This window comes from Brevibacillus massiliensis, assembly GCF_000311785.1.
Taxonomy (GTDB): Bacteria; Bacillota; Bacilli; order Brevibacillales; family Brevibacillaceae; genus Brevibacillus_C; species Brevibacillus_C massiliensis.
In genome coordinates this window covers 14,411-39,024 of record NZ_HE978547.1, presented here as the reverse complement: position 1 = coordinate 39,024, position 24,614 = coordinate 14,411, and the positions used below count along the sequence as shown (strand labels likewise).

Annotated in this window: 28 protein-coding genes and 1 pseudogene; 27 read left to right on the top strand and 2 right to left on the bottom strand. The window is 50.1% G+C overall.

The genetic code is table 11. From position 1 onward, the window contains the following. The first annotated feature begins 101 nt into the window (after positions 1 to 101). From HGBM_RS21360 to HGBM_RS21225, 27 genes and pseudogenes are all read left to right on the top strand, one after another. Entirely contained in the window at positions 102 to 842 is a 741-nt protein-coding gene (locus HGBM_RS21360; protein ID WP_019123131.1) for a CpaB family protein, read from the top strand. Then, complete coding sequence (locus HGBM_RS21355) at positions 842 to 2,218, top strand: AAA family ATPase (protein WP_019123130.1); 1,377 nt, start codon at positions 842 to 844, stop codon at positions 2,216 to 2,218. Before HGBM_RS21360 ends, HGBM_RS21355 begins: the two co-directional genes overlap by 1 nt. Next, positions 2,215 to 3,702 carry a TadA family conjugal transfer-associated ATPase gene (locus HGBM_RS21350; protein ID WP_019123129.1) on the top strand — a complete coding sequence of 496 codons (1,488 nt, stop codon included), beginning with the start codon at positions 2,215 to 2,217 and terminating at the stop codon, positions 3,700 to 3,702. Before HGBM_RS21355 ends, HGBM_RS21350 begins: the two co-directional genes overlap by 4 nt. 11 nt (positions 3,703 to 3,713) lie before the next feature. Beyond that, entirely contained in the window at positions 3,714 to 4,622 is a 909-nt protein-coding gene (locus tag HGBM_RS21345) for a type II secretion system F family protein (protein ID WP_019123128.1), read from the top strand. After that, on the top strand, positions 4,619 to 5,530 hold the full coding sequence (locus HGBM_RS21340) for a type II secretion system F family protein (protein ID WP_019123127.1): 912 nt from the start codon (positions 4,619 to 4,621) through the stop codon (positions 5,528 to 5,530). The genes HGBM_RS21345 and HGBM_RS21340 overlap by 4 nt, the downstream gene beginning before the upstream one ends. A gap of 91 nt (positions 5,531 to 5,621) precedes the next feature. After that, on the top strand, positions 5,622 to 5,798 hold the full coding sequence (locus HGBM_RS21335; protein ID WP_019123126.1) for a hypothetical protein: 177 nt from the start codon (positions 5,622 to 5,624) through the stop codon (positions 5,796 to 5,798). After that, positions 5,795 to 6,295, top strand: coding sequence for a prepilin peptidase (locus tag HGBM_RS21330; RefSeq protein WP_019123125.1), 501 nt, complete (start codon positions 5,795 to 5,797; stop codon positions 6,293 to 6,295). Before HGBM_RS21335 ends, HGBM_RS21330 begins: the two co-directional genes overlap by 4 nt. After that, entirely contained in the window at positions 6,285 to 6,701 is a 417-nt protein-coding gene (locus tag HGBM_RS21325) for a TadE/TadG family type IV pilus assembly protein (RefSeq protein WP_019123124.1), read from the top strand. Before HGBM_RS21330 ends, HGBM_RS21325 begins: the two co-directional genes overlap by 11 nt. A 25-nt stretch (positions 6,702 to 6,726) precedes the next feature. After that, complete coding sequence (locus tag HGBM_RS21320; RefSeq protein ID WP_035287663.1) at positions 6,727 to 7,203, top strand: hypothetical protein; 477 nt, start codon at positions 6,727 to 6,729, stop codon at positions 7,201 to 7,203. A gap of 190 nt (positions 7,204 to 7,393) precedes the next feature. After that, entirely contained in the window at positions 7,394 to 8,041 is a 648-nt protein-coding gene (locus HGBM_RS21310; protein ID WP_019123121.1) for a DUF4046 domain-containing protein, read from the top strand. A 111-nt stretch (positions 8,042 to 8,152) separates the two neighbouring features. Continuing rightward, on the top strand, positions 8,153 to 8,431 hold the full coding sequence (locus HGBM_RS21305; protein ID WP_019123120.1) for a hypothetical protein: 279 nt from the start codon (positions 8,153 to 8,155) through the stop codon (positions 8,429 to 8,431). A 192-nt stretch (positions 8,432 to 8,623) separates the two neighbouring features. Then, complete coding sequence (locus tag HGBM_RS21300; protein WP_019123119.1) at positions 8,624 to 9,385, top strand: hypothetical protein; 762 nt, start codon at positions 8,624 to 8,626, stop codon at positions 9,383 to 9,385. A 3-nt stretch (positions 9,386 to 9,388) separates the two neighbouring features. Beyond that, on the top strand, positions 9,389 to 10,264 hold the full coding sequence (locus tag HGBM_RS21295) for a P-loop NTPase family protein (RefSeq protein ID WP_019123118.1): 876 nt from the start codon (positions 9,389 to 9,391) through the stop codon (positions 10,262 to 10,264). An 11-nt stretch (positions 10,265 to 10,275) separates the two neighbouring features. Continuing rightward, on the top strand, positions 10,276 to 11,061 hold the full coding sequence (locus HGBM_RS21290; protein ID WP_019123117.1) for an SAF domain-containing protein: 786 nt from the start codon (positions 10,276 to 10,278) through the stop codon (positions 11,059 to 11,061). A gap of 2 nt (positions 11,062 to 11,063) precedes the next feature. Next, positions 11,064 to 12,209, top strand: a complete 1,146-nt coding sequence (locus HGBM_RS21285) for a CpaE/TadZ family protein (RefSeq protein WP_026074579.1) — start codon at positions 11,064 to 11,066, stop codon at positions 12,207 to 12,209. Further along, entirely contained in the window at positions 12,206 to 13,555 is a 1,350-nt protein-coding gene (locus HGBM_RS21280; RefSeq protein ID WP_019123115.1) for an ATPase, T2SS/T4P/T4SS family, read from the top strand. Before HGBM_RS21285 ends, HGBM_RS21280 begins: the two co-directional genes overlap by 4 nt. Next, entirely contained in the window at positions 13,552 to 14,457 is a 906-nt protein-coding gene (locus HGBM_RS21275; protein ID WP_019123114.1) for a type II secretion system F family protein, read from the top strand. The genes HGBM_RS21280 and HGBM_RS21275 overlap by 4 nt, the downstream gene beginning before the upstream one ends. A gap of 234 nt (positions 14,458 to 14,691) precedes the next feature. Further along, complete coding sequence (locus HGBM_RS21270; RefSeq protein ID WP_245553034.1) at positions 14,692 to 15,303, top strand: hypothetical protein; 612 nt, start codon at positions 14,692 to 14,694, stop codon at positions 15,301 to 15,303. Between the two features lie 16 nt (positions 15,304 to 15,319). Then, entirely contained in the window at positions 15,320 to 15,481 is a 162-nt protein-coding gene (locus tag HGBM_RS31145) for a hypothetical protein (protein ID WP_019123112.1), read from the top strand. A 14-nt stretch (positions 15,482 to 15,495) separates the two neighbouring features. Beyond that, positions 15,496 to 15,696, top strand: coding sequence for a hypothetical protein (locus tag HGBM_RS21260; protein ID WP_019123111.1), 201 nt, complete (start codon positions 15,496 to 15,498; stop codon positions 15,694 to 15,696). 153 nt (positions 15,697 to 15,849) lie between these two features. Continuing rightward, on the top strand, positions 15,850 to 16,260 hold the full coding sequence (locus tag HGBM_RS21255) for a hypothetical protein (RefSeq protein WP_019123110.1): 411 nt from the start codon (positions 15,850 to 15,852) through the stop codon (positions 16,258 to 16,260). A gap of 3 nt (positions 16,261 to 16,263) precedes the next feature. After that, complete coding sequence (locus HGBM_RS31140; protein WP_019123109.1) at positions 16,264 to 16,416, top strand: hypothetical protein; 153 nt, start codon at positions 16,264 to 16,266, stop codon at positions 16,414 to 16,416. Further along, a complete protein-coding gene (locus HGBM_RS21245) occupies positions 16,416 to 16,856 on the top strand; it encodes a hypothetical protein (RefSeq protein ID WP_019123108.1) in 441 nt (146 codons plus the stop codon). Before HGBM_RS31140 ends, HGBM_RS21245 begins: the two co-directional genes overlap by 1 nt. Positions 16,857 to 16,863: 7 nt before the next feature. Beyond that, the gene (locus HGBM_RS21240) at positions 16,864 to 17,442 is read left to right on the top strand and encodes a hypothetical protein (RefSeq protein ID WP_019123107.1); all 579 of its coding nucleotides are present in this window, start codon (positions 16,864 to 16,866) and stop codon (positions 17,440 to 17,442) included. A 214-nt stretch (positions 17,443 to 17,656) separates the two neighbouring features. Next, positions 17,657 to 18,598 (top strand): sigma-70 family RNA polymerase sigma factor, encoded by a 942-nt coding sequence (locus HGBM_RS21235; protein WP_019123106.1) that lies wholly within the window; start codon positions 17,657 to 17,659, stop codon positions 18,596 to 18,598. A 195-nt stretch (positions 18,599 to 18,793) separates the two neighbouring features. Continuing rightward, positions 18,794 to 19,153: pseudogene (gene tnpA, locus HGBM_RS28215) on the top strand (IS200/IS605 family transposase); the annotation flags it as partial. A gap of 8 nt (positions 19,154 to 19,161) precedes the next feature. Beyond that, on the top strand, positions 19,162 to 20,229 hold the full coding sequence (locus HGBM_RS21225; protein WP_026074577.1) for an RNA-guided endonuclease InsQ/TnpB family protein: 1,068 nt from the start codon (positions 19,162 to 19,164) through the stop codon (positions 20,227 to 20,229). Between the two features lie 151 nt (positions 20,230 to 20,380). Here HGBM_RS21225 and HGBM_RS21220 read toward each other — a convergent pair whose 3' ends face one another. Beyond that, the gene (locus tag HGBM_RS21220) at positions 20,381 to 21,493 is read right to left on the bottom strand and encodes an FUSC family protein (RefSeq protein ID WP_019123103.1); all 1,113 of its coding nucleotides are present in this window, start codon (positions 21,491 to 21,493) and stop codon (positions 20,381 to 20,383) included. A gap of 164 nt (positions 21,494 to 21,657) precedes the next feature. Further along, positions 21,658 to 24,555: a D-alanyl-D-alanine carboxypeptidase/D-alanyl-D-alanine endopeptidase gene (dacB, locus tag HGBM_RS21215; protein WP_019123102.1), complete on the bottom strand. Its 2,898-nt coding sequence runs from the start codon at positions 24,553 to 24,555 to the stop codon at positions 21,658 to 21,660. Between the last annotated feature and the right edge of the window lie 59 nt (positions 24,556 to 24,614).

Sequence of the window (24,614 nt, the reverse complement as noted above, 5' to 3'; positions counted from 1 at the left end):
CAAGTTAATAGTTTTTTGAATTTTCCATTTTGGTTATTTTTTTTGTCCTACTAGGGTGCATTACCATAGTGGCAGAGGGAAAGCGGAGAGGAGGAAGGCGGATGGCGGGCAAGTGGCAGGCGATACACCCTTTCCGGTTAGCGGCGGTACTTCTGCTTGCCGGGACGTTGGCGTACGGTACGTATCACCTGATGAAACCGGAGATGTTTTCTTACATAAAAGTTCGCGAAGGCGTGGTCGCCGAGGGAGGAACGCCGCTTAAGGCAGAGCAGATCGAAAAAGCTGTTCTGCCGGTCAACCGGTTCTTCTCTGCCGATCGTTCACCGGTACCCGGTCTGCTGCCTTGGGCGGATGCGGAGTATTACCTGGGTACGCCGCTGGCACACCGGGTCACAGGTGGCGAACCGCTGATGTTGGGGGATTTGGACCGGCAAGGGGAAGGCGGAAGCAGCGGCAGTCTGCAGGCGGGCATGACCGGAATGAGCATCCCGGTCGACAATATCGTCGGTATTACTCCCCATTTGCCAGTGGGCAGCAAAGTTCACATATACGCTTCTTTCGAGGATCAGGACGGGGCGCATTCCGGGCTGCTGCTGCGGGAAATGCCGATTCTTTCGATTCAGCGGGAAATGGATGGGGAAATTCCCCGGTTGGCAGCCGTGACGATCGGACTTACGCTGGATCAGGCCGTGCTTTTGACGCATGCCCTGCACTACGGGAAAATTCACCTGGCAGAAGCATCGCGTTTGGAGGCGAAGGGACCGGGTATCGGCGATCATGCATTTGCGTCCGCTCTGCTCAAGACGAAGAAGCGATGGAGTGATTCGGGGGAGGAGAGATGATGAGTGTGATAAAAAAGCGTCTGATCATTGTGGAGGAGGACCCGGCAGCCGTTCAAGAGGTAAAGCGAAAGCTGGCGGGCAGCCCGTACATCCAGATATGCGGCGAGACAAGCCGGGCAGCGGAGGTTCTGCAACTGGTCCAGGCCTGCCAACCGGATGCAGTTGTCGTCGGATACACGAGGGATTCGGAGCCTGGCCTGGTCTGTCAGCAGATCCGCTTTTACTTTCCACAGATTGTCTGTATCGCTGTCTGCCCGGAAAGGGAATGGCAGTGGGAGCCGTTTTTACGCAGTTTGGGTGTATTGGTTTTGGCAAAACCCCTGCAGGTTTCCCAGCTAGAGGTGCTGGTTACGCAGTTTCCCGCTACCTATTCGGCTCCGGCTGACTTGCCCCGTCCGCTACAAAGCGGGCAGGGCTCGGTGCAATCTGCCAAAGCAAATCGGCCAAAGCATTTTATCACCGTGTACGGACCGAAAGGCGGAGTGGGAAAAACGTTCGTATCCAGAGAATTGGCCGTCTATTGGAGGAGCCAAACAGTGGAGGGGCAGCCATTAAAGGTACTTGCCGTCGACTTCAATCTGGACTTGGGCACAATTGCCACTTCCCTGAACCTGCCCCGTACGCCGAACCTGTTTACGTGGGTCGAGGCGATTGACGAGCAATTGTCCGGGCTAGCCAAGAGAGAGGGATATGACCCGGCAGCGGTCAGCCACGCCCAGTGGCAGGAGTACTGCATGTCTTTGGCTCTCCCTGCCGATGAGATACAAAAATACGTTGTCGTCCATCAGGAGACTGGTCTGCATGTGCTGACTTCGCCGCGGGAGATCCGGCAGAGTTTTGACATCAAGGATTATCACCTGTATCTGATTTTACAGGCCTTGAAGCAGAGCGAGTACGATGTGATCTTGCTGGATACAGCCCCTGATACGACCGATGCCACGATCCAGGCGCTGTTCTTTGCCGAACAGGTGGTCATGGTGGGGAATCCTGTCATCGATGCGATTGAAAACATTCAGCGCATGCTCAAGCTGCTCCGGGAGGCGGAATACCCGGAAGAGCGGATACAGATTTGCATCAACCGCCTTTCCCGCCGCGAAATGTTTACATTGGAAGAGATGCGGGCTTACTTTCAGCTTCATTCAAGCAAGACAATCTTCTCTGTCCCTGATGATGACTTGGTGAAGCGATCGATTAATTCCGGCGTGCCGCTGATGCTCAGCAGCGGCCGATCCGCGGCCAAGGAAGCCTTGATCAGCCTCGCCCAATCACTGGTACCGATCACGCAATCAGGAGAGGAGCATCGATCGGGTGAACAGAACAAAAAAGCCGGTTCGCTTTTGTCCAGACTATTCCGGAAAAGGAGCGGGGTTACATGACTTTTGACCGCAAAAGGCTGCTCGGCTTAAATCTGCCGGCCAATCATATGCACATCAGTGATATTCGCCAATCCAATTACACGCGAGCCCAGCAAAAATCCGCCGATTGGCTTCAAGAGGCCCCACAAAAGCAGGAAGCCCCCCAGTTGGCGCCAGGTTTGCTTGCCGAAGTAAAGATGAACATTGTGGAAAAGCATGGCCAGAGGCTGTGGGAAGATAAGGACAACAAGGAGTATATGGACGAATTGATCAGGGATATCCGCCTGCTTCTGGAGATGAAGGCGCCTTTGACAAGCAGTCAAATGGACATGGAGGTGCAAAAATTAGTACAGGATTTGACTGGCTGGGGGCCGCTCGATCCCTTGCTCAACGATCCTGATATCACGGAAATCCTGGTGCATCGGCATGATTGGGTAGTAGTGGAAAGAAAGAGTACGGGGAAGCTGGATCCGCTTCAGACGAGGATCTTTCGGGATGAGGAACATTTGTTGCGGTTGATTGAGCAAATTGCTGCTACCATGGGTCGCGAGTTTAACGAAACCAGAGCGGAGCTGAACACCCAATTGCCGGAAGGGTCGCGGATCGCTGCAACCCATCGTGCAATCTCACCGGACGGTCACATGCTGACGATCCGCAAACATCGCGACCTGCTGTCCGAAGAGGAGTATTTGCGCTTCGGCTCTATTTGTGAGCCGATGCTGCAGTTTTTAAAATGGTCGATTGGACTTGCCCGGACCTCCGGTATCGTGAGCGGCGGAACCGGTTCAGGCAAAACGCATCTGCTCAATCTGCTCTCCAATTACATTCCCGACCATTTGAGCATTATTACGATTGAAGATGTATTGGAAATGAACTTTCGTCATCCCTACGTCCGCCGCTTTCTTGCCAAACCTCCCAATCACGAGGGGAAGGGGGGGTTTTCCATCCAGGACTGCGTTCGCCTGTCGCTGAGAAAACGGCCCGATGTGATCGTCGTCGGGGAGACGAGGGGCGGGGAGATCGTGGACATATTGTGGGCGATGAATACCGATCACCCGGGGAGCTGGAGTACGGCCCACGCCAATTCCCCCCGCGGCTTAATCGATTCAACCCTGCCGATTTTGTTCGGGAAAGCGAACGAATCTTACAGTTCTGCAGAACGCAAATTGATGATTGGATCGGCACTTGATTTGATCGTTCAGGTAAAGCGGTTTGAAGAGGACGGGAGCCGTAAAGTCGTCGCCATTACAGAGGTAGTCGGAACCGGGGAATCGCATGAGGAATGGATTCGCCGGGCCTGCAATGTAAAACACGTCATTCCGGGCCGGGTCTATCTGCAGGATATTTACGTCTATGAGCCAACCGGAGTGGTCAACGGAAAGGTGGTCGGCCAGTTTAAATGGACAGGCTACAAGCCGGAGCGGATTATTCGCAAGTGGTTGGCGAAAGGGTTGACGAAGGAAGAGATCGATCAAGTCTTTTTTTCCACTCCTGTAAATAGGTAAGGGAGGAAGCTATGGCATTGGCCTTATACATGTCAGTCGCAGCCGGTGTTTTTGTCGTTGTGTTGTTTTATCCGATTGTGAAAGCGGGCATACCGTTCAACGGGGAAAGCCATGTCGTTGGCAGTCAACTTATAAAAGGGAAAAAGAACCTGCTGGACAAATTGCAGGAAAGATTGGAGCGGGCGCAAATTCGCTTTAGCGCTGTACAGTATATGGCGCTTTCAGGGATCACTGGAGGAATAAGCTATCTCCTTTGCAGCTTTGTCCTGCACTCGTGGTGGCTGGGGCTGCCGGCATTGCTCGTGGGTATTTTGTTTAGCGAGCGTTTTTTGCGGGTGAAGATGGCGAATCGGAGCAGTCGGTTTGAGGAGGGGAATGTTCGGGCGCTGCGGATCATGGCTGGAGCGCTGCGGGCAAACCCATCCTACCTGCATGCGTTTGAGCAGGCAGCTGACAGTCCGTTTGTGGGAGAGATGGTCCGTACCGAATACAGACGGGTTGTCGAACTGCTGAGGGGAGGAATTCCCCTTGAGACCGCCTTGCAGATGCTGTATCGACAGACTGGTTCGGCCGACGTCTTGCATTTGGCCTCGATCGTGCTCATCCAGCGGGACTTGGGGGGGAATCTGGCGAAAACTGTGGATTCGGCTGCCTCTTCTATCTTACGGAGACGGCAAATACTGAGAAGGCAGCGGGCAGCAATGTCCCAAATTCTCGCCCAGGTAAATCTGCTAAGCGTCATGCCGTTCGTCTTTGTGATCAGCTTGTTGGTGAACAATCCTCATCACTTTGATCCGCTTACGGCTGATTTTGAAGGGCGGGTCTTGATGCTGGGGGCATTTCTGGCGATTCTTGCGGGCGGCGAAATCATCCGTCATGTTGCCCTTCGCCCTCTACACAGAGGAGGCAAGGAAATATGATCTTCGGATTGGGAATCGGCTTGGCTGTTTTCCTGCTGCTTCTCCCCTATTGTTTTCTTCCCCTTGGTGAAAAGCCGACAGATATCTACGCAAGAATTGATTCCGGGCAAAATCATCGCTTCCAAACGGCATTTCGACCGGGAAAAAGGAGTTTTTTCTTACCTGGACTGAGGCGCCTTATGGCGAATCCGCAGCTGACCGGGCAGTTAGCCGGTATCGTCGGGCTGGACCGGGAAAAACTGGCGAGGAGTCTGGCCCGCCTGCGCTGGCAAGTATCGATTGAAGAAATTCTATACGTTCGGTTGATTGGGGCGGTCTGCCTGCTGGTCAGTTTCCTGATGATAGCCGGCCCAGGTATTGGCGGCAGCGTATCCGGGAAAATTCAGCTTGTCTCACTCATCCCTGCACTTTTGTTGTTTTTTCTTCCAACCTGGCTTATCGATCATTATGACAAGCGTGCACAGCAAGAGATACGCGAGCAGATTCCCGTCTTTTTTGGGATTGTCCAAGCCTTGGTTGAGGCAGGCATGCCGATTCACTCTGCCGTTCGGGCAACGGCAAGACGGTCGACCGGGAGACTGGGCAGGGAGTTTGCTCTGCTGGAAGTTCAGGAAAAACGATATGGCAATTGGCGAAAAGCGCTGGAGGAAATGGCATATCTCTGGGATGTAGACAGCTTGATGGCAGTTGTTTCAGACATCAATGACGCTTTGACCAAAGGTTCCGGCATATCCGGCCTGCTTACCCACCACATTGAGGAGCAATTGCGCTTTCAGGAGGATGAAGCGACCACTTTTGCCAACCGTCTGAATATCCGGCTGCTGCCTTTTTTGGTCGTGTTTATGGGCATCCCGCTGCTGTTTCTGGTAATGGGGCCGTCGTTTATCGGAATCAGGCAGCACTTGTAGCAGCGAATAGCGATGCAGACGGCAAATCATTTTGCGCAGGGCACTGTCTTTTGTCAGAGTAGAGTTAAGCAAAGAAAAGGAGATGGTGCTGATGAAAGCGGTACAAGCTTACGCCGGGAGGTTTGTGAAGGAAGAGGATGGTGTGACGATTGTTGAGATGGTGATTATCATCGCCGTCATCTTGATTCTGATTATTCCTACCTTAGGGGAGCTGGGTTCTGCGGAAGACGATAAGCTGAATGAGCTAAAAGACAAGATCAGTAAATGACGATGCCGGCTGTTGCCGTATTTGCGCTGCTTGGGTTGGCTGCCATTTGGGACAGTCATTATCGGAAGATTCCAAATCGCATGCTGGTGATTTTTTTCATCATCGGATTGGCCTACCAGCTGCTTTGCGGGGAAATATGGATGGCTGTCGGCGGTTTAAGCTGCGGGTTTGCCCTTACCCTACTGCCGGTTCTCAGCCGCGGGATGGGGATGGGTGACCAAAAGCTGTTCATGATCGTAGGTGTTTGGATCGGGGCTGTCGGGACATACAAGCTGTTCACTTACTCCATCTTTGTTTGTTTAGCGGCATTGGTGGTCAACCCGCGGAAGTGTGCTGCGGCCTTCCGGAATCTGCGAGTGATGGCGGCCGGGTGGACAGGACATCGGGAAATCTGGCTGCCGACCCACAAGACCACTGCTCTGGCTTTGCCCTTTGCTGTCTATCTGTTTGCGGCTTACCTTGTTTATTTGTTGGAGGGGCAGGCGAATGCGATTTGACAGGGTCAGGCGTTTCTGGAAGGAAGAGAGAGGAAGCCAGCTTTTGGAGTTTATCTTTGTCTTCCCGTTACTTTGGGTCCTGCTCATGTTTTCTTTTGATCAATTTGCCATCATGTTCAACAAGCAAAAAGCGTTGGCGGCGGCCTACGAAGCTGGACGAATTGCCTGTGTTCAGCCGAATGCCGGACTGGCCAGCTACCACGGCCAGCAGCGCGGTATGGAGGAGCTGGATCAAGCGATTGGGGCTGAACTGAGAGAGATCCGTATCTTGCCCCAGGGCAGATGGCGCAAGGGCAACCATTTTGAGGCCAGAGCGACTCTCCATTTTACTCTCCCGGCCTCTGGCGGAAAATACGAAGTCACAGAATCTTATCACATGATGATAGAAAATGCGGAGGGGGACTGAATTGAGCAGGACGTTTCGTGACGTAATGAAAGAAGAGCGCGGTTCAGCCCTGCTTTCCTCGCTCTTCTTCTTTTTATGTATCGCCGGGTTTCTATCACTGCTGTTGTTTGTTGAGCAGGCAGATCTGGCGGAAATGAAGACGCAGCAAACAGCAGACTTGATCAGCAAAGGGGCAAGATCAGCCGGAGAGTGGACCACCATCGATGAAAAGGGAAGAGAGAAAAAGGTGTTGATTGCAACAACAGAAGAGGCCAAGTCCCTGCAGGCCGATATTGTACGGGGGGCGCGTGAAGAGGCGGAATTGTTGTACCGTCTGAATCAGGCCGGTTTGCAGTCGGGGTCCGGTAAGGTTGCAGTGGTCCATCAGAAGGGAGAGGTCCAGTCTCTGTATCGTCAAGGCATCTATCATGTCACAATCGAGACAACAAAACAAGTCCAGTTGCTTTGGGATTCCATTAGGCTGTCATTTCGCCGTGTATCCCAATCGGGACTTTATGATTAGTCGCCAGCCGGATCGGAGCCATGGAAGATCTTTTTTTCTGCGACAAAAGATGTGCCCGCTTGCGGGACGAATGCGGAAAAACCTGCTTTCACTGAGGAAAACATCGAAGCAAGTCTTTTTCACTATTATTTTTGTCCTAATTCGGCGTGGTACTTTAAGGTAAACCAGCCGAATGACAGGAGTGAAAGCTATGCCTACTTCGATCATCGAGCGATATAAACGCATCTTGAGCGGGGATCAAAAGCGTTTTTCACCATATGAATTTGAGAACATTCAGTTTAGAAAGAAAAAAATTCAGTTAGTCCTGCGGTATGCGATCGAAACGGTCAAGCAGTGGACGCCAGAACAGGCGAGAGAACAGCTCACCATGAAAGACGTGAAGGAATTGAAGCTGCACCTTGTCAGCGAATTCATAGAGCCTCCAATTGAAGCAAAGGCAGATGACGTCTACTACTTGGTGGAGTATGCCTACCCGTATTTGCCTCGGCCGACAGAAGCGCAAAAGGTTCTATGGGTGTACCAGGAGGTGCTAGCCGGGAAGCGAAAGCATTTTCCCCTCCACTATTTTCAAAGTGTAAAGGGAGAGGAAAGGGCAAAAATTTGTTTTGAGTACATGTGGAAAGAACTTTTGCAAGTGAAAGATTACAAGGACTTGCCAAGGCTGTTTTACAAAACGGAAGATGCATACAGCATTCTGCGTAAGTTCAAACTAAAGATCCTGGTGGACTCGCTCTATTTTTCCCCTTTTGATCTGGTGACGGAAATGTATCCCGATCTGGCAGATCCTCTTCTCTGGGAGGAAGGAGCCGTGAAGGAGATCCTCCTACAAAAAAAGTAGAGAAAAAAATTTGCGGAGGGCGTTATCATTTTTTACGGTATAAGTAGTTTCATCTGCTTATAAGCGAATGAAACGGCCGTAAATTTTTGGTGAGAGAAGGAGGAGTTGCGTATGGCAACAATGGAAGCTCACCAGGTTCATTCCACTTCGGTGGAAGTGCTTCTGGGGCGGCAGGTGCGTTACCAGAAGCACAAGCCGGGTAAAAGTCTCTTGTTGAAGGGAATACCCGAAGGATTTTTCCAAATCGATTCTGTCAGTCGATTTGGGGACAGGATCGTAATGAATGACGGTGCAATCGTGATGGAGAGTGCTCCCACCGTCATCCAGCGCAAGGGAAGAATTGCTCTTTTCTTGCCGACGGGAGAAGAATTGTACTTCTTTACCGAGTAGTTTTCTCCCAAAAGCCGCCTTGTACCGATGGGTTGCAAGGCGGGCTTCTCCTGTATTGCAGGGAGGTTTATGTCAAAGACCCGTAAAGAAAGTCGGAATAAAAAATAGTTTGATAATATATGTAATATTGTGTAAAAATAGAAAAAACAAAAAATTATTATAAATAAATTGAAGGTTAGGAGGTATTTTGAAATGTTGGCTAAAAATGCTTGTGAATTGGTAGGGCGCTTTTTTGAACAGTGCAATGGTGTGCTTGAAAAAGAGCAGTTAAAACAGGGGTTTATCCACTATGTATTTTCCACATATCAAGAGCACATTGTCAGGGAATACGACCTGGATTTTTTCCATGACCATTTGGTTGAACTGCGCTTATCCAACTGCCGGAAGGATTTCGATCTGGCCGTAGAGGAATGGTATGCAACCCATTGCGAATGTGAAGCAGAGGGAGAAGATTATCACGATCTTTTGTTTCAACTGGTAAAGGAAATTGTCGTACATTACAAACCCCAATCACGCGACGAATTGGTGAAGAACATGTCCTTGTACCTTACTTCACCCGGTCAATATATGGAGCGGTGGAGAGGGAAGGAACGCACCGCATCCATGTATTTTCAATACCTCTACAAATTGGGGATTCGTACGTATCTGGACATAGAAGCCGTGGTAGATGCTTGGCTGATCGAGCATCCTGATGCATTCGACGAGCATCATCAAAACCTGCTTGCCCAACCGCCAAGACGGGGACGGCCCAACAATTTGGAGTTGGCTGTCTTAATGGAAAAAGCGCTGGAGATGAAGCCTGGGCTGACTGAACGGGAAAAAGAGAGAATGCGGAAAATCTACTACTACCATCGCAATACGCTGACCACGCTGGGAATGATTGAGAAATTCAAGAATTACATCGATAAATCTGACGATGATATCGCAAACACTGGCTCGATTCAGGTAATGTAATTCATGTTTCGGGAAGTGCAGCATTTTCTCAATCATTTTCGCGAACTGGAAAAGAAACAGTTCACACAGACCAAAGAAGAAGAGCGGCAGTGGATAGACTTAAAGAATAAATTAACCGTTACCGGCAGTCATACGGCTGCGTCGGCCGAGCAGACGTTTCGGCGGGTCATCGCGGTTTGCAGTCTGTTTCCACAAGCAGGTGCCAGTTTTTTGGCTGCTAACTATGCTTTTTGTCAAGCAAGTCGAGGGGTTTACACCACTCTTTGCGAGCATCCCGAACGCATCTCTTACTATTATTTCGCCCTTGATGGTGAAAGAAGAGGCAAGGCGAGCCCAAGTGCAGCTTCAAATCAAATAGAGAAATCGGTTGAGCTTAAAGACGGGCTCTTGCGGGTAAAGATGAAACCCCCTTATGCGCAAAACGAGTCCATGGGACAGGCGGAAATAGCCAGCTGGTATCTGGCCAACAGCAAGGAATCTGCTCTTCTGATCATTGATCTGTCATCAAACTGGCATACAGAGGTTGCTGCGCTGATTGCGGAATGGGCGGATGAATTGTGGTTCGTCTTGGATACTGATTTACCCCGGATTACATGTCTGATCGCAACTGAGGAAATTCCGCCCTTATGGAAAAAATACAGCGATAAAATTCATTTGATCGCCAATAAATGGAATGCCGGGTTGGATAGATCGAGTGTCGTAAAAAGATTGGAAGGAACGCTCTCCCTTTGGACAGGGTCAAAACAATCCAGAATATCGGCTTTTATTCCACTCATTGATCCGGTCAAGGTCAGTACCGTGCAGTCGTCAGGGAAGCTGCTGCTGGAGCAGTTCCCCGGATGCAGCGAGTCGTTTCAACCGTTACTTGTGCTTGAGTAAGGATGGGGTGTATGAAAAAGCAAACTTTACTTGTTATTGGTATCGTCTCGTTTATTCTGGCAGGCATTTGTTTTTTTGCGGCGACCAAATACGTTCATGTACTGGCAGAGGAACAGCTGTTCACACCTATTGTAAAAGTGGCTCAGGGTAAGAAAATAGAGCCGTTTGAACCGATTACCAGGTCCGATCTCGTACTGGAAAAGGTGGCGGCCAGTGAGGTGATGCCAGGGTCCTTGCAATCGATTGACAGTGTGGTTGGAAAACGCAGCATCCAGCCGATATACCCGGGGGAGCAAATCATCGAGCAGAAATTGCTGGATGGGCATTTACTTCCGGACCAAGGAAAAGCGCGCTATGAATTTCCCCTGACATGGATGATCCCGATAACCGAACTTCGCAAAGGAGATTTTGTCAAAGTCTGGGTGAGATACAAGCCAAGCCAGGAGTTGGAAACGCTGCCTCCGCCGACCTATTTTCAAAAGAGCAATCCCGCCGCGGAACTGTTGTTTGAAAGTCAGCTCGTTACCGTAAAAGACAGCAATGGGATTGAGATTTATACACTAAAGCCGCAAATTTTGCCTAACGCAACAGAGATGGACGATGCTTTCTTCAATCGGACAAAAACGGGACAGTTTGTTGACGGAGAACGCCGCTACCATGATTACCGAGCGCAGCCTTCATCCGTGCCTGCCTATATCGGGTTAAACTTGACCGATCAGCAATATTTATGTTTGACAGAAGCGATGCATTACGGCGCTCTGCAGATTGGCCATATTCTTCTGAAGGAGGGAGAGTAGAGTTGAAGGCCGTTGTCTGTTACCCAATGAGATCTCTCGTCAAAGCGTTTATGCCCGGCGAGTGCAGTGTCGTAGTCGCAGAGGACTTGACCGAGTGTCTGTTATACACTGCTGCCTACAAACCTGAGGTGTGCGTTATTTTTACCGAGTCGGTAAATCAGCCCGTTTGGGAATGGCTGCCAACACTCTCAGAAGTCTTTCCGACGGAAATGATAAAAGTCATTATACCTGTTTATAAAGACGAACAACTGGTAAACAGAATTGTTGATGATAAGGGGCTGCCCCATACGTATGTCCTTCCGGCAAGCTTGTCGTATGAAGAGATTGGCAGCAGACTCTGCAGCATTCTTGGCTTAGCCGATGAGAAAGCGAACGTCCTGGCAAATGACGCTTGGAGGGAAAACAGAGGGGTTGTATTCACCTTGACCAGCTATGGTTCGGCGGGAGTGACTACATTTTGCATTAACCTGCCGGTACTCTTGGCCAAGCAGCATCCTGAAGCAAGGGTTGCAGTTGTCGATATGAATATAGAAAAACCAGATTTGTCCCGCTTTTTCGGCCTTTCAGGACACCAGCTTTCCCTGTATCGGCCGGACCTGGTTACACTCCAGGCAGCTGATCAGCGCAATTGGTTTGCCGCGTTTAAACGGAGCCCGACACTGAATAACTTGTATTATGCCAGTGGGGCCAGTCGATGGGAAAGCTATGAGATTTCGACGCTTCTAGCTATTTTTCGAAAGCGTTTTGACTACGTGTTTATCGATTGGGGATACTGCTTTCCCGAGACGGAGGCCATGCAGCGGTTGCAAAGCGAAGGCGATTTCCATCTCATGTTTGTTCGCTCAGACCCATTCAGCCTGAACAGTGCCGCGAAGTGGTTTGGAAAACGTCAAAAGACTGGTGTGTCCCATCAGTTGGTCATTAGTCACTTTGCGAAAGAAGGCATCAGCCTGCAGCGCATTAAAGAGGTTACGGGTGCGCCGGTATTTGGCAAGGTCAGTCGCCTGCAGGAGAGCAGGGCTGCTTATTCGCTGCAATCGAACAGTATCCTGGTAGAAGAAATCTTTCCGCCAAAAGATTACATCAGCAGCTTGCAGACATTTGTTGATGAAATAGCGGGTTGGAAGGGAGCAGCGATATGTAAATGAGAATAGAGGCTCGAACATGGAACGCCAATCAGTTAAAAACGATTGAAGATATAAAGCAAGCCGCCCGCGATTACCTGAATTACTACGGCAACTCCAAACAGGAACGCTTAGAGATGCAGCGCTATTTGACTTTAGCGGAAAGCGGTGACAGGGACAGTCAGCGGCACATTATCTTGCGCCTGAAGCACTACTTTGAGGAAATATTGCAGCACCCGGTCACTGCCGAAATTTATCCGCGGGCCAACAGTTATGAAAGCATTGCATACGCTACCTATGGCTGGGGAATTCTCGACGTCGTTCTGCAATTGTCACCGTGGGTTGAGGAGGTTCGCCTCGCAGCGGGGAAACAAGTGGCGTACCTGGAGAGAGGGGTAAAGAAGTTTTTCCCCTATAAACCGGGTTGGCAGGAGGTTGAAATTCTCCAACAAAAATTGGCAAATGCTTCAGGTTTGACGTTTAACGAAAAAAAGCCGAGACTGAGCGGATACCTGGATAAGATCAAAGCCAGACTTACCATGTTCACTTATCCGTATTCACGCGTGCCTACGGTGATCGTCAGAAGGTTTACCACCGTTTCTTTCTCGCTTGAACAGCTGCGGATGCAAGAGCTGCCGGCTTTTGACGAGAAGGTTCAATTATTGATCGAACAACAGGTGTACGGCCGGGGGAACGTGCTGGTGATCGGCCCGATGGCATCCGGCAAGACAACGTTGATGATCTGCATGTTGAAATTAAAAGACCCGCAGAAGGATTTCATAACCATCTTTGAAAGTGAACACGAAATACGATTAGGTGATGTGTGGCCAGGAGAAGTTCTCGAGTTGCAAAACGTCGAAGAGATCGGAATTGACCTGGAAAACTCTTTTAAAGACGTCTACCGTTCTACGGCAAACACGGTGTTGATCGGCGAAATACGCGAGCCGATTGAGGCACACCATTTCATTAACGCCGGGATTCGCGGAACGGATGCCACAATTGCCGCTTTGCATGAACGGTTTCCGCATCAGGCCTTGAACGATCTGACTGATCTGGTTTACCAATACGGCGGGCGAAGCATCGAATTGACCCAAGAACGCATCAGCCGAGCCGTCAATTTTATCAATTCCTTGAAGTATCGAAATAACGGACATCGTTATATCGATGCCATACATACTACCAAGTGGAATCAGCTCATGCAGCGGGTAGAATCAATACCCCTGGTTTATCGAAATGCAGTCACCGGCCGGTACGAATGGACCGGAGAGCAACTGGCGGGGGAAACGGTAGAATACATGTGCTACATGGGGCAGGCAAACCTGGATATCCTCCGCAGTCTTGGCCTTACTGAAAACAGGAGGCACGTATGAATAACCTGCTGTTATTGCCTATGACCCTCTGTCTGCTGGTCGGTTTTATGGTTGCAGCGACATTCTTTGTTCGCTTTTGGACGTCTCCCAAGGTGTTTTATCCAACGACTGTGTCTATACTCCGCGACAAGATGGTAGCGGATAAAAACGGCAGGTATTTGTACCGGCAGTATTCTATCTGGTGCAGTGTCTCCGATAGCCGGTATACGCCAGATGATTATTTTCTGCGATCATTGGTCGGAGCTGGCCTGGGATTCATCGTTGGTTTGGTTGCGGGCAATGTCATCGTTTCACTCTCACTGTTTTTCCTTTTGCTCCTGTTGCCGACACTCATTCTGTATGCCCGCTATACGATGAAAGTCAATCGGATGATTGCTTCGTTTAGCAGGTTTGTCGATCTGTTTGCCCGACATTACAGCAGCCACAAAAGTATTGTTATTGCCTTCCGTGAAATGATGGAGGAGTGTCCGAAAGAACTCCAATCCGAACTCATCCTGCTCAACAACAAATTGACAGATGGCGGAAGTTCGATAAAAGCGATGGAAGAGTTTGCGGAAAGGTTGAATCATGACTGGGCACACGATTTTGCCACTTATATTATCAGCGGCTTCGAGGGGGAGACAGAAGATATCCAAAGCGCGCTCAACCGGCTGACAAATGAGATGTTTATCCAGCAGGATGAAAGGGAGGAGCGGAATAGCGAGATCCACAGTATCTGGATAAGCCTGCTAATCGTTATCTTCATTTGTGTACTGTTGATTCCTTACAATCATCTGCTGTTAAAAGATGCGTACCGCCTCTATTTTTTCACTGCAGACGGACAAGCATTGCTCGCACTCGCTGTTACCGTTTGGTGTCTGTCCATTTTACTGGCATTTATATGGGGAAGGAGGAATCGCTGAGTGGGGCCGGATTTTTTGCTCCTGTTGCTCATCTGCGGGGCGATCGGCGTTTTCGCCGCAGTATTTCTGCTAGGAATGTTTCTATCATTAGCCAGAGACGCAAGAAACCGACGGCGTTTTCCGACAACCCTCTGGAATGCCTGGCAACAAGCTGTTAACAAGCGAGAAGACAGCAGATGGGATCAGTTGCTGAAAACGGCAGGACAACCTTTTGGTTGGGGGAAGGCCGAATGGTTGGCGATCCAGTGGATGTTGGGGGCTGGACTCTTGGTTCTGACACTCTGCTGGGCGCTGTTTCACCCGAAAAGCGCTGCTCCCCTCCTGGCCATCGGTTTGATTCCCACAGCAGGATTTTTCCTACCCCTGCTCGTGCTGAAGTGGTGGGCTAGTTACCGCGAGGAAATCCTCAGTGTCGATATCGCCCGTTTTATCAACCGGTATGTCAACCTGATCGAAAATAGTGTACCGCCCTATCCGGCTATGGTCAAAGCGGCTCGAGCCACCCGCAAGCTAAAAGATCACCTGCCGTCTTTGTCTCAGTGGAATGAAGACCGGTTTGCGGCTCTGGAGCGATTTAAGGCGGATCTGGGAACAGACGACGCTGCTTTGCTTGTATCCAATATGCGCACAGTTGAAAAACTTTCTAGGGAAGTGGTCGCTGTGACGATGCAGCGGCTGGAGTGGGCAGTAGACCATCGAAGGCATTTTCGCCACCGAAAAAAGATCAAATCGCTTGGAATCGGCTACAGTATCATCGTCTACCCGGCCTTTTACATCGGCTTAATCGTCGCCATGTTCCCGTGGTATAAGCTGCTGATTGAAATATTGGAAAAGTATCTTGTCTAGAAGAGGGGGATGTGGCATGACCAAATTTTTTGCCATCTTGATGGCCCTCGTTTTTACCCTTGGTATTATCGTTTCTGCAATGGGCACGGTGAATGAAGCCATTGTCAAGGAGGACGGGCTTCGCGACAGGGCAGTTTCATGGATAAATCAGGCAGTTCCATCAACCAATGATCATTAAGGAGTGAAGTTATTATGTCTAAAATGTTCTTTATCTTTCTCGCTTGTGTCATGGTATTGGGAATCGGAGTCAGCGTTTACGGCAACCAGTTGAGTCCGTCTGCGAATGAATCCGCAGAAAGCATTAAACGATCGGTCTTGTCTCTCGATTACGACGCCAATAACGCGAGAATTACCTTTACAACCCAAAGAGGTTCTTCCTATAGCAGCCGATGACGCATCTGATTTGTCTATTGATCGTTGTTGCGATGGCTGGCCTGCTGTGTGCCTCTATATGGACGCTAGACCCTGTGGAAATAGTCAAGGATGCGCAGCAACTGCGCGTCGAAAAAGCGTTAACACTTACATTTAGATGAAGAGCGGTGCCTCATGCTTAAATTACCTGTTTTTTTGACCTGTTTAAGTGTCATCATCTTCCTCTTTGCTGCTGTTGCGTGTGTCGAGATGTATACGCTTGAAAGAGCCATCGCCAGGGGATTTTACACCGATCTTCTGGATGATATGCAGGACATCGGGTATCTCGATGCCGAGCTGGAGAGCTACTACAGGGAGAAAATGAACGAATTGGAGTGGGAGGCGGCCAAAGGGGATTACTTTGCCGGTACATGGCCGCGCGAAGAGTCCTTGCGGGCCGGAAAACAGGTAAATGATCTGGTACATCTCTCCCTTTCTATTCGTCCGACCCGGTTGTCACAGTGGATGCATTACTTGTTTGAAGGGGAGCGGGTCTTTACATTTACGGGCAGCCGTCCTTCAGAATATTTCGATCCGGAGTGGTAAGGTATGAGTAACTTGATTTCCGTACTTGCTTTGCTGGTGATCGTCGTACCATTGGCAGTAACGGTCCTGATCAGCGGGCCTGACAATCTGCTGACCGCCTGCAGTCACTTTTTTCATCAGCTGCTGGATCAGGCGACCCGCTTTGGTGCGAGCTGATGGGGCAGCTGATCACGACCATTATCAGTATTCTGGTGCTTCTGTGCGTCCCTGCCGGCATCTTGCAGGTGCATACTGTCATGCAGATGAAAAGCGAGCTGTTTGATCTCAGCTATGCGGCCGCCAAATTTGTCAGCAATCACGGCGGGATGAGCGATACAGATGTCCTCCGGAACGTCCGCAGTTTTGTACAGACGGAATTGGACGGGAAAGCGTACAAACTGGCAGACAGCGATATCACGGTAGAGATCGTCCGGACAAAGGGTGCCGATCCGACTTTGTGGAGTCATGCCGACGAATTTCGGCTCTCCCTGGAAATGCCGTATCCCAAGGTAATCAACTTATTTGCCGGTTTTGAAAAACCGCTCCGCATTGAGCGTCTAGGGACGATTAACACGATGGATTATGACCTTGTAGGGGGACAAGCTTACGGGTATTAAAATACTTGTGATCAGTTCAACACTGTTGTTTTTGCTTTTCGGAATAACAGTGATCGATGCTGATCTGGCCATGCAGAAAAAGCTTGAGGTGAAAGCGCTGCTCGAGCTGGCAAATCATAACGCTACTTTTGCCGTCGATCCTGTGCTCAAGACCGAGGGCATTATTGAGTTAATCGAAGAGGAAGCTTTGGACCGGTTTGCACTCAGGATGAAGGAAAACGGCGGCTATCGGCAGGAGGGGGGATTCTTCGTGCCATCGCCCGACAGTGTCACTACAGATCCTGTCGCGTTTACTGCCAAGTACGTCGATTTTGGGCACTGGCAGCGGGATTTGCGTTTGTCACTCAAGTATACGGGGGATTCCCTGCGAATCGAGCAGGCTGCCTGGGGCGAGGAAATCCATCCGAGCGGAGGTCATATCACCTTTCATCTTACCGATGAAAAAGGGAAGGAGCTGACGATTGCTCCCAAAAAAATGATCGGCCCTTCGCTGATCGCCGTTGCCTATGTGCACGACGGTCCGTTCAGTCCCCTTTTGCCGGATCACGCTTTTCCGGTCGTCAGCATAGAAGAGGTAAAACATTAACTTTCGACAAATTTCTGGCTATTCACCAATATTGTGAATAGCTTTTATGTTTAGCCAACGATTCAACCGGGAATTGGAAATCTAGCCAGTAAAAAGTGTTGCCCTCAATTGTTAATTTTAGTAGACAGGGAGGAATTGCGTTCGTAAATGTCGAATTACGTTACATAAATAAAAAACTGAATATTTCTATTTTCTGATGAAATGAGGGTTGCACATGACTGTCAGCTACTCCTCTATCCAAGGTAGCTCCCGTCGTTGGCGGGAAGTCGAAAAACAATTAGGGATTGTCGTACCTAAATCGCTCTGGACAGACACCTCCGCCTTGTTGTTTTTGGAAAACGTCGCTGCAACGCCCATGTTAGACAAAGAAGAAGAACTCGAATGCATTGTCCGATACCAACAGCACAAGGACTTGCAGGCTCGGGATCGCTTGGTTCAAGCGTACTTGCGGTATGTAGTAAATACGGCTTTACGCCACTTGAAGAAAGGGATGCCGTTTCTCGATTTGATTCAGGAGGGAACGATCGGGCTGTTCACCGCCATTGATAAATTCGATGTGAGTCGCGGAGTCCGGCTGTACCACTACTCCCATTGGTGGATTTCTCAGTCCATCACCAGGGCCATTAGTGATAAAGGCAGGCTTATCCGCATTCCGGTCCATATGCACGAGCAGATCCGCCAGTATCAAAAACAGGTCCACTATCTGGCCCATCAGCTGGGCCGTTCCCCGGATCGGCATGAGGTGGCGAAAGCACTTGATCTTCCATTGGAAAAAGTAGATGCCATTGAGTATACCTTAACGATAAAGATGGAGTCCTTTGACGAACAGCCCTATGAAAATGCTTGGGAAACAGAAAATGAAGAGCAGCTCAGCTATGCTGAGATTGTCGACGATGGAGAGTCCTCTTTGGAAGATTTGATCGAAAAGATCGATCTTCGCATGCTGGTTCAGGAGGCGTTAGCCAGATTGAACCCCCGTGCACAGGAAATCATTGCGATGAGGTACGGGTTATACGATGATCAGGTTCACACATTGGAGGAAGTCGGCAAGATGTTTGGCCTTACCCGGGAGCGGATTCGCCAGATTGAAGCGACCACGATCGAACGTCTGCGCAAACAAAAGGGCTCCCGCGCTTTATTGGAATACCTGATGTAAATGATATGCATACCACACGGGGACAGCGCTCGTGTGGTTTTTTATTTTTAACCTGCTCCGCCAGAAGTCTCCCACCTCTTAGGTGGGGGATGAATGGTGGAATATTTTATGGTAAAATATTCAATAGTAGACATAGGAAAGAAAGTGATGGTAATGATACTGGATATTAACAACCATTGAGTATTCTTCCTCTATTATCACTTCGTTCTGGTCTCAAATATCGCCGAAAAGTCATCCATGATCACATATCAGAATAGACTCAAAGAGATTTTCGAATATATTCAGCCTGGCTACAATATTTCCTTGCAAGAATGGAATCATGATCGTGATCATATCCACATTCTGCTCAAAGCACACCCAAATTCTGAAATTCCGAAATTCATCAACGCATACAAACGTGCATCATCCCGTTTGATTAAAAAGGAATTTCCTGTCATCCGAAAGCATCTGTGGAAGGAATATTTTTGGTCACGAAGCGATTGCTTGCTTACGACGGGTGGAGCACCGGTAGACGTCATCAAACCGTATATCGAAACGCAAGGAGAGAAAAGGTAGCTTATGCAATTCACTTATCAATTCGCCTCTATCCCACTCCGAAGCAAGAAGAAAAAATGAACCGAACCCTGGATCTATGCCGAATGTTGTACAATACCGCTAAGCAACAGCGCGAACTGGCTTACAAGCAATTTGGCACATCGATTTTCTACTCGATGCAGCAAAAGGAGCTTCCTGTACTCAAACGGGAGTTCCCCGAATACAAGGAAGTCCATTCACAGGTGTTGCAAGATTGCCTGCAACGCCTCGATGATGCTTATCAGCGCTTCTTTCGCAAGGAAGCCGGTTATCCCCGTTACAAATCCAAAGACCGATATGCTTCCTTTACCTACCCGCAACCGGGTGCGGTGAAGAAGGGATACGTGTATCTGCCGAAGATTGGTTTTGTCAGGATGAAGATCCATCGGGAATTTGACGGATGCCATGTGACTCAACTCAACGTCAAGCGATATGCAGACCAGTGGGTGGTCAATATCACCGTAAAAGGGGAAGAAATAGAAATGACTTCCTCCATCGAAAGGATGGTTGGCATTGACGTCGGATTAAACACCTTCGCGGCCCTTTCTGATGAAACAACCATTGAGAATCCGAGGTATTTACGAAAAGCGGAAAAACGGCTGAAACGGTATCAACGGCGACTTTCGCGCAAACAAAAAGGATCAAGGAACCGGGAGAGGGCCAAACGGAAAGTGGCAAAAGCCTATAGAAAAGTGACTCGGCAACGAAAGGACTTTCTCCATAAACAATCGTTTCGGATGGTTCGCGATTATGATTTGATTGCCGTGGAACAATTGAAAATCCGAAACATGATCCAGAGCCGCCGTCTAGCCAAAAGTATTGCCGATGCCGGATGGAGAAAGTTCATCACTTATCTATCTTATAAAGCAGGAAGACAAGGAAAGCGACTCGTGGAAGTGCCTGCAAACGGTACATCGCAGACCTGTTTATGCGGTACGGAAGTAATTAAGACGCTTGCGATTCGCATCCACACCTGTTCCGTTTGCGGACTGATGCAGAATCGAGACATTGTATCCGCAAAAATCATTTTGCAACGCGCCCTGGGCATGATTGCTTGATGGAGAGATCAGCTTACCGTAGGGAGAGTTTGCCCCGAACGGGATGCCGGAAGGCATCGAACGCTTGTAGAGATCATGTAAGACCTTGTACACAGTTACAGGCAGCGGTCAATGAAACAAGAAGCCCCCGCCTCTTGGGCGGTGGGAGCATTCACTCAGAAACAGGATGCTTCCAATACAAGAGGGCAGCAGCGGCGCCGATCGCGCAGCCGAGCAGTGTGTCAAGCAGCCTTGATCCAATGAGCGTAGAGATGGTCATATCGGCACGGCCGGTCTCCGCGATGATTAAGGCCAGCGGAGTGATGAATATAACCGCAAAGGCATAATTGCGCACAATGATCAGTTCGGTTACAAATTGCAAGATCATTACATACAACCCCAGCATCCATATCGAAGGTTGCATGATAAAAATGCCACCGGCAATGATCACTCCCACAGCCGTTCCAATCGAACGCTGGATGGTTCTGTTTACAACGTCAAGCATCGTCGCTCCCCGCAGAACACTGGCGCAGGAGAGGGGGACCCAGTACGGCCGCTCAATCCCGAAAGCAAATGCAAGGAGGGTGGCGAACAGAACTGCAATCCCATTCCGAAGCGACGTGGCCCATATCGGGGAATGCAGATCAAAGGCGCTGCGAAATTCATGGCGGGCGCCTCGGTTCGTCACTTGGGTTTCATTCGTCCCGCGGTAACCGGAACCCAGCAGCCAGCCTGACATGGCTATGACCCATGCCAAACATCCCCCTAGAAATGCAATGCCCATTCGCAGCGGCGTTGCTGACAGATCAACCGGCAGGCCGGTACCGACAGCACAGACAAGGACAAAGAAAAAACCGGCAGGAGGCGGAACTCGAAACACGCCGCAGAGAAAAGTCGAAGCGGCGCTAACTCCGCCGATTGCCAGAGCCATAGCCCACGGGGAGGCTGCAGTGATCAATCCCAGACCAAAGGAAACGGTCAACCCAAGATTCACCCAAAGCAGCTTGACAGCCCGCTGCTTGTAAGATTCATTGTGCACATATAGGGAGGTATATCCTCCAATGCCGGCAAGAAGCGCCCACTGTAATTGCCCCAAAAAACCGCCAATCACAAACGGAATTCCGATGGACAACGCTGCGATGGTAGCTTTGCTCCACGGAGACTGGGGTTTGCGGTTGATATGAAAAACCCCGCGCCACCTGTTTTGATGCGGTGGGGCAAACATCCTGCCGGCGAAATTCATTTCTTTGGCATTTTCTCGATTAGGTTCTTCTCTTTTTTGCAAGTGAATCTCTCCTGCCGGCGAGAACCAGGATGTTTCCTTGCTATCCATGCGCTCTCCGAGATGTCTTATCACATATGTTGCCTTATCCTCCGCATTTCATGTAGCAACATCTGACAAAAGAACTGTCCCGCGGATCGTATACGAACCGTGGGACAGCCCAAAACTTATTCCTCATATGCGGCGAGCGCGGCGACGATTTGATCCTGAATGGCAGTCAGGTTGTCGGCGCTGCCGATGTTTCCGTTCATGACGATGGAGAAGCAGAGTTTTTCCCCGTCTTTCGTCGTCACGTAGCCGGATAAGCTGTTCACACCGGTAAGGCTTCCCGTCTTGGCGCGGGCATTGCCTGCTGCCGGGGTATCCTTCATCCTGTTTTTCAGTGAACCATCTACGCCCGCTATCGGCAGGGCATCATAGAAGCCCTCGAACTCCGCTGCCTTCGTAAAGGCTTCCAGCAAAGCGACAATCTGGTTGGGTGAAATCTGGTTGTAACGGGTGAGACCGGAGCCATCCACCATATCAAATGTGGTGTTCACCCCAAGTTGGGCCATATCGTCCAGGATGACCTCAATCCCCGCTTCCGTACTGCCTTCTGCGTTCAGTTCGGCTCCCAGGGTTTTCGTCAACATTTCCGCATAGAAGTTGTCGCTTATCTTCAGCAGGTATTGGACGATCTTGGCTAACGGCTCTGATTCCAACTCGCCTATTTTTACGCTGTTCTCCGGTACTGTACCCGCTCTCACTTCGCTGTTTTTCTGCAGCCTGATGCCGGCTTCCGTCAATTTTTCCTTCAGGACGGTTCCGGCATAGAGTGCCGGTTCTTCCACTGTGATGCGTTCATAGTCAGGGGATGCATCGATTGGCAGTTTCCCCTTGACGTGGATGATGTTCTTGGCCCGTTCGCGTTCAATCGCAAAGGTGTTTTCCACTCCTTTGTCAACAGTTACCGCCTCATTGATCACCTGGACGTAATCCGTTTTGGGCAGCAGTTCGACTGTGACGGGTCTGCCCGGTACTGATGCCGGTTTGTAATCGAGCCGCACCGTTCCGCGATTGATGGCGAGCGCGCTGATTTGAGCGTTGTAGTAATAGCTCTCGTCGTCCCAGGCCCAGCCAAGTCCGAGTCGATTGCTGTCAAAATAACTGTCGTCGACAACAATATCTCCGTGAATTTGCTTGATTCCCTCGGCCTGTAGAAGTTTGACGATTTGTTCGACAGATACGCCGTCTTGCACCTGCAAGCTGTCCTCCGTGTGCAGTGTCGGATCGCCGAAACCTTTGACGATTACATCGCCTTTCAGTATGCCGCCGTTGTTTACCGGCGCAGAGAGGAATACCTCTGTTTTATAGCGGTACTCTTCTCCCAACCGCTGCAGTGCTGTCGCGCTGGCCAACAGCTTCAGATTTGAGGCTGGGGTGAGCAGCTTGTCGGCGTCCATCTGATAGAGAACGGCTTCGTTTGCGCCGCGCTCCAATGATTTTACGACAATCCCGGTGGTGACCCCGTCCAGCCTGGCGTCTTGCAGGATCGGATCAATAAGACGGGAGAGCTTGTAGTCCCTGTCTTCGGCTTCCTGACCCCCCGGGTCAGGCAGGTTCGGATACTGGGCCAGGAGCACTCCCAGATTGTCCTCAAACTCATTGGCGTACCTTGACTTATACACGCCGTTCAGCAAAATCGAAAAGAGCAATTGGTCTCCATTACCCGCTGTTACCGTTCCGCTCAAGGACGAGACGCCGGACATAGAACCGGTCTTTGCCATCAGGTTATTTTCGGCGGGGGTCCCTTTCATCCGGGATTGCAAGGTACCGGCCACTCCGGCAATCGGCAAGGAGGCAATGAAAATCTCTCTGTACTCCTGCTGCTCGACATAGCGGAGGAGCTTGATCATGTCATCCGGAGTGATCAAGTCGAAGCGGGACAGTCCCGACCCATCTACCTGTTTGAACCCGCTGGCTCCAGTTTCGAGCAGAAACTCGCTGACCACCCGTGCCCCCGCTTGGGAACTGCCCGCGTCTGCCCATAACGCCCCCATGGTTTTCAACAGCATTTCAGCGTAAAAATTGTCGCTTTCCTTATTCAAGTGAACAATCAATTCCCGCAGCGGCTTTGAATAATGGGTCAACAGCGGGCTTCCCGTCTGCAGCGCCATTTTGCCAATCCGCGAGTTCTTGCCGAGCGTAATGCTGTTTTCCTCCAAAAGATGCTTGAATACATCACCAACAAATAGAGCGGGGTCTTCCAAGCCCAAATCCTCTTTGACGGAAACTGCTTGTTTGCCGATCGTTCCGCTGATGATAATCGTATTTTGGCCGCGCGGACGGTCAAAGACGATGTCGCTGGCATTGCCGTCGACAGTGATCGCCTCGTTTTGGATCTGCACGTAGCTGTTGGCGGGGACGACGGTGACGGCAGGCGCTCTCCCTACCGCGCTGCCCGGGGCGACTTCAACGGTTACCGCATTTTCATTAACAGCCAAGGCACTAAGCTGGGCGCTGTAGCTGTACAGCTCATCGTCCCACATCCAACCGTAGCCCAGTCGGACATCGTCGAAGTAGCTTTCGTCGAGCAGCAGGTTGCCATTTATATGTGTGATCCCCTGTTCCTTGATCTTTTGTACCATAGCGGTCAAATCTTCGACCGAGAGGGAAGGATCACCGTACCCCTTTACGATCAGGTTGCCGTCCAGGATGCCGCTTTTGTTCACTTTGCCGTCGGTATATACCTCTGTTTTGTACTGGAAGTCGGGTCCCAATTTTTCCAAAGCGGCTGCTGCGGTAAAAAGCTTGAGATTGGATGCCGGCACAAATGCCCTTTTATGGTTGTGCGTGTAGAGATACTCGTCCTTCGTCAGGTTGTAAACGGCAATCCCGGCGTTGATGCCGCGGCTGTTTTCCTCCTTTTCCAAGTTTGTCAAAAGCTGATCGATGCTGGCCTCGAGAGGTTCAGTCCGGGTGGCTTCTCCCTCGGCGTAAACAGGCAAGGAAGCGATCTGCATGATCAAGACAAACGCCAGTAGGCAACGCATTGCTATAGTGTTCATTTTCTTCCCCTTACTCATGCGCCTCCTCCTCAAGTGTAAATTTTTAAAAATTCAAACTATTTATATTTAACCATAAT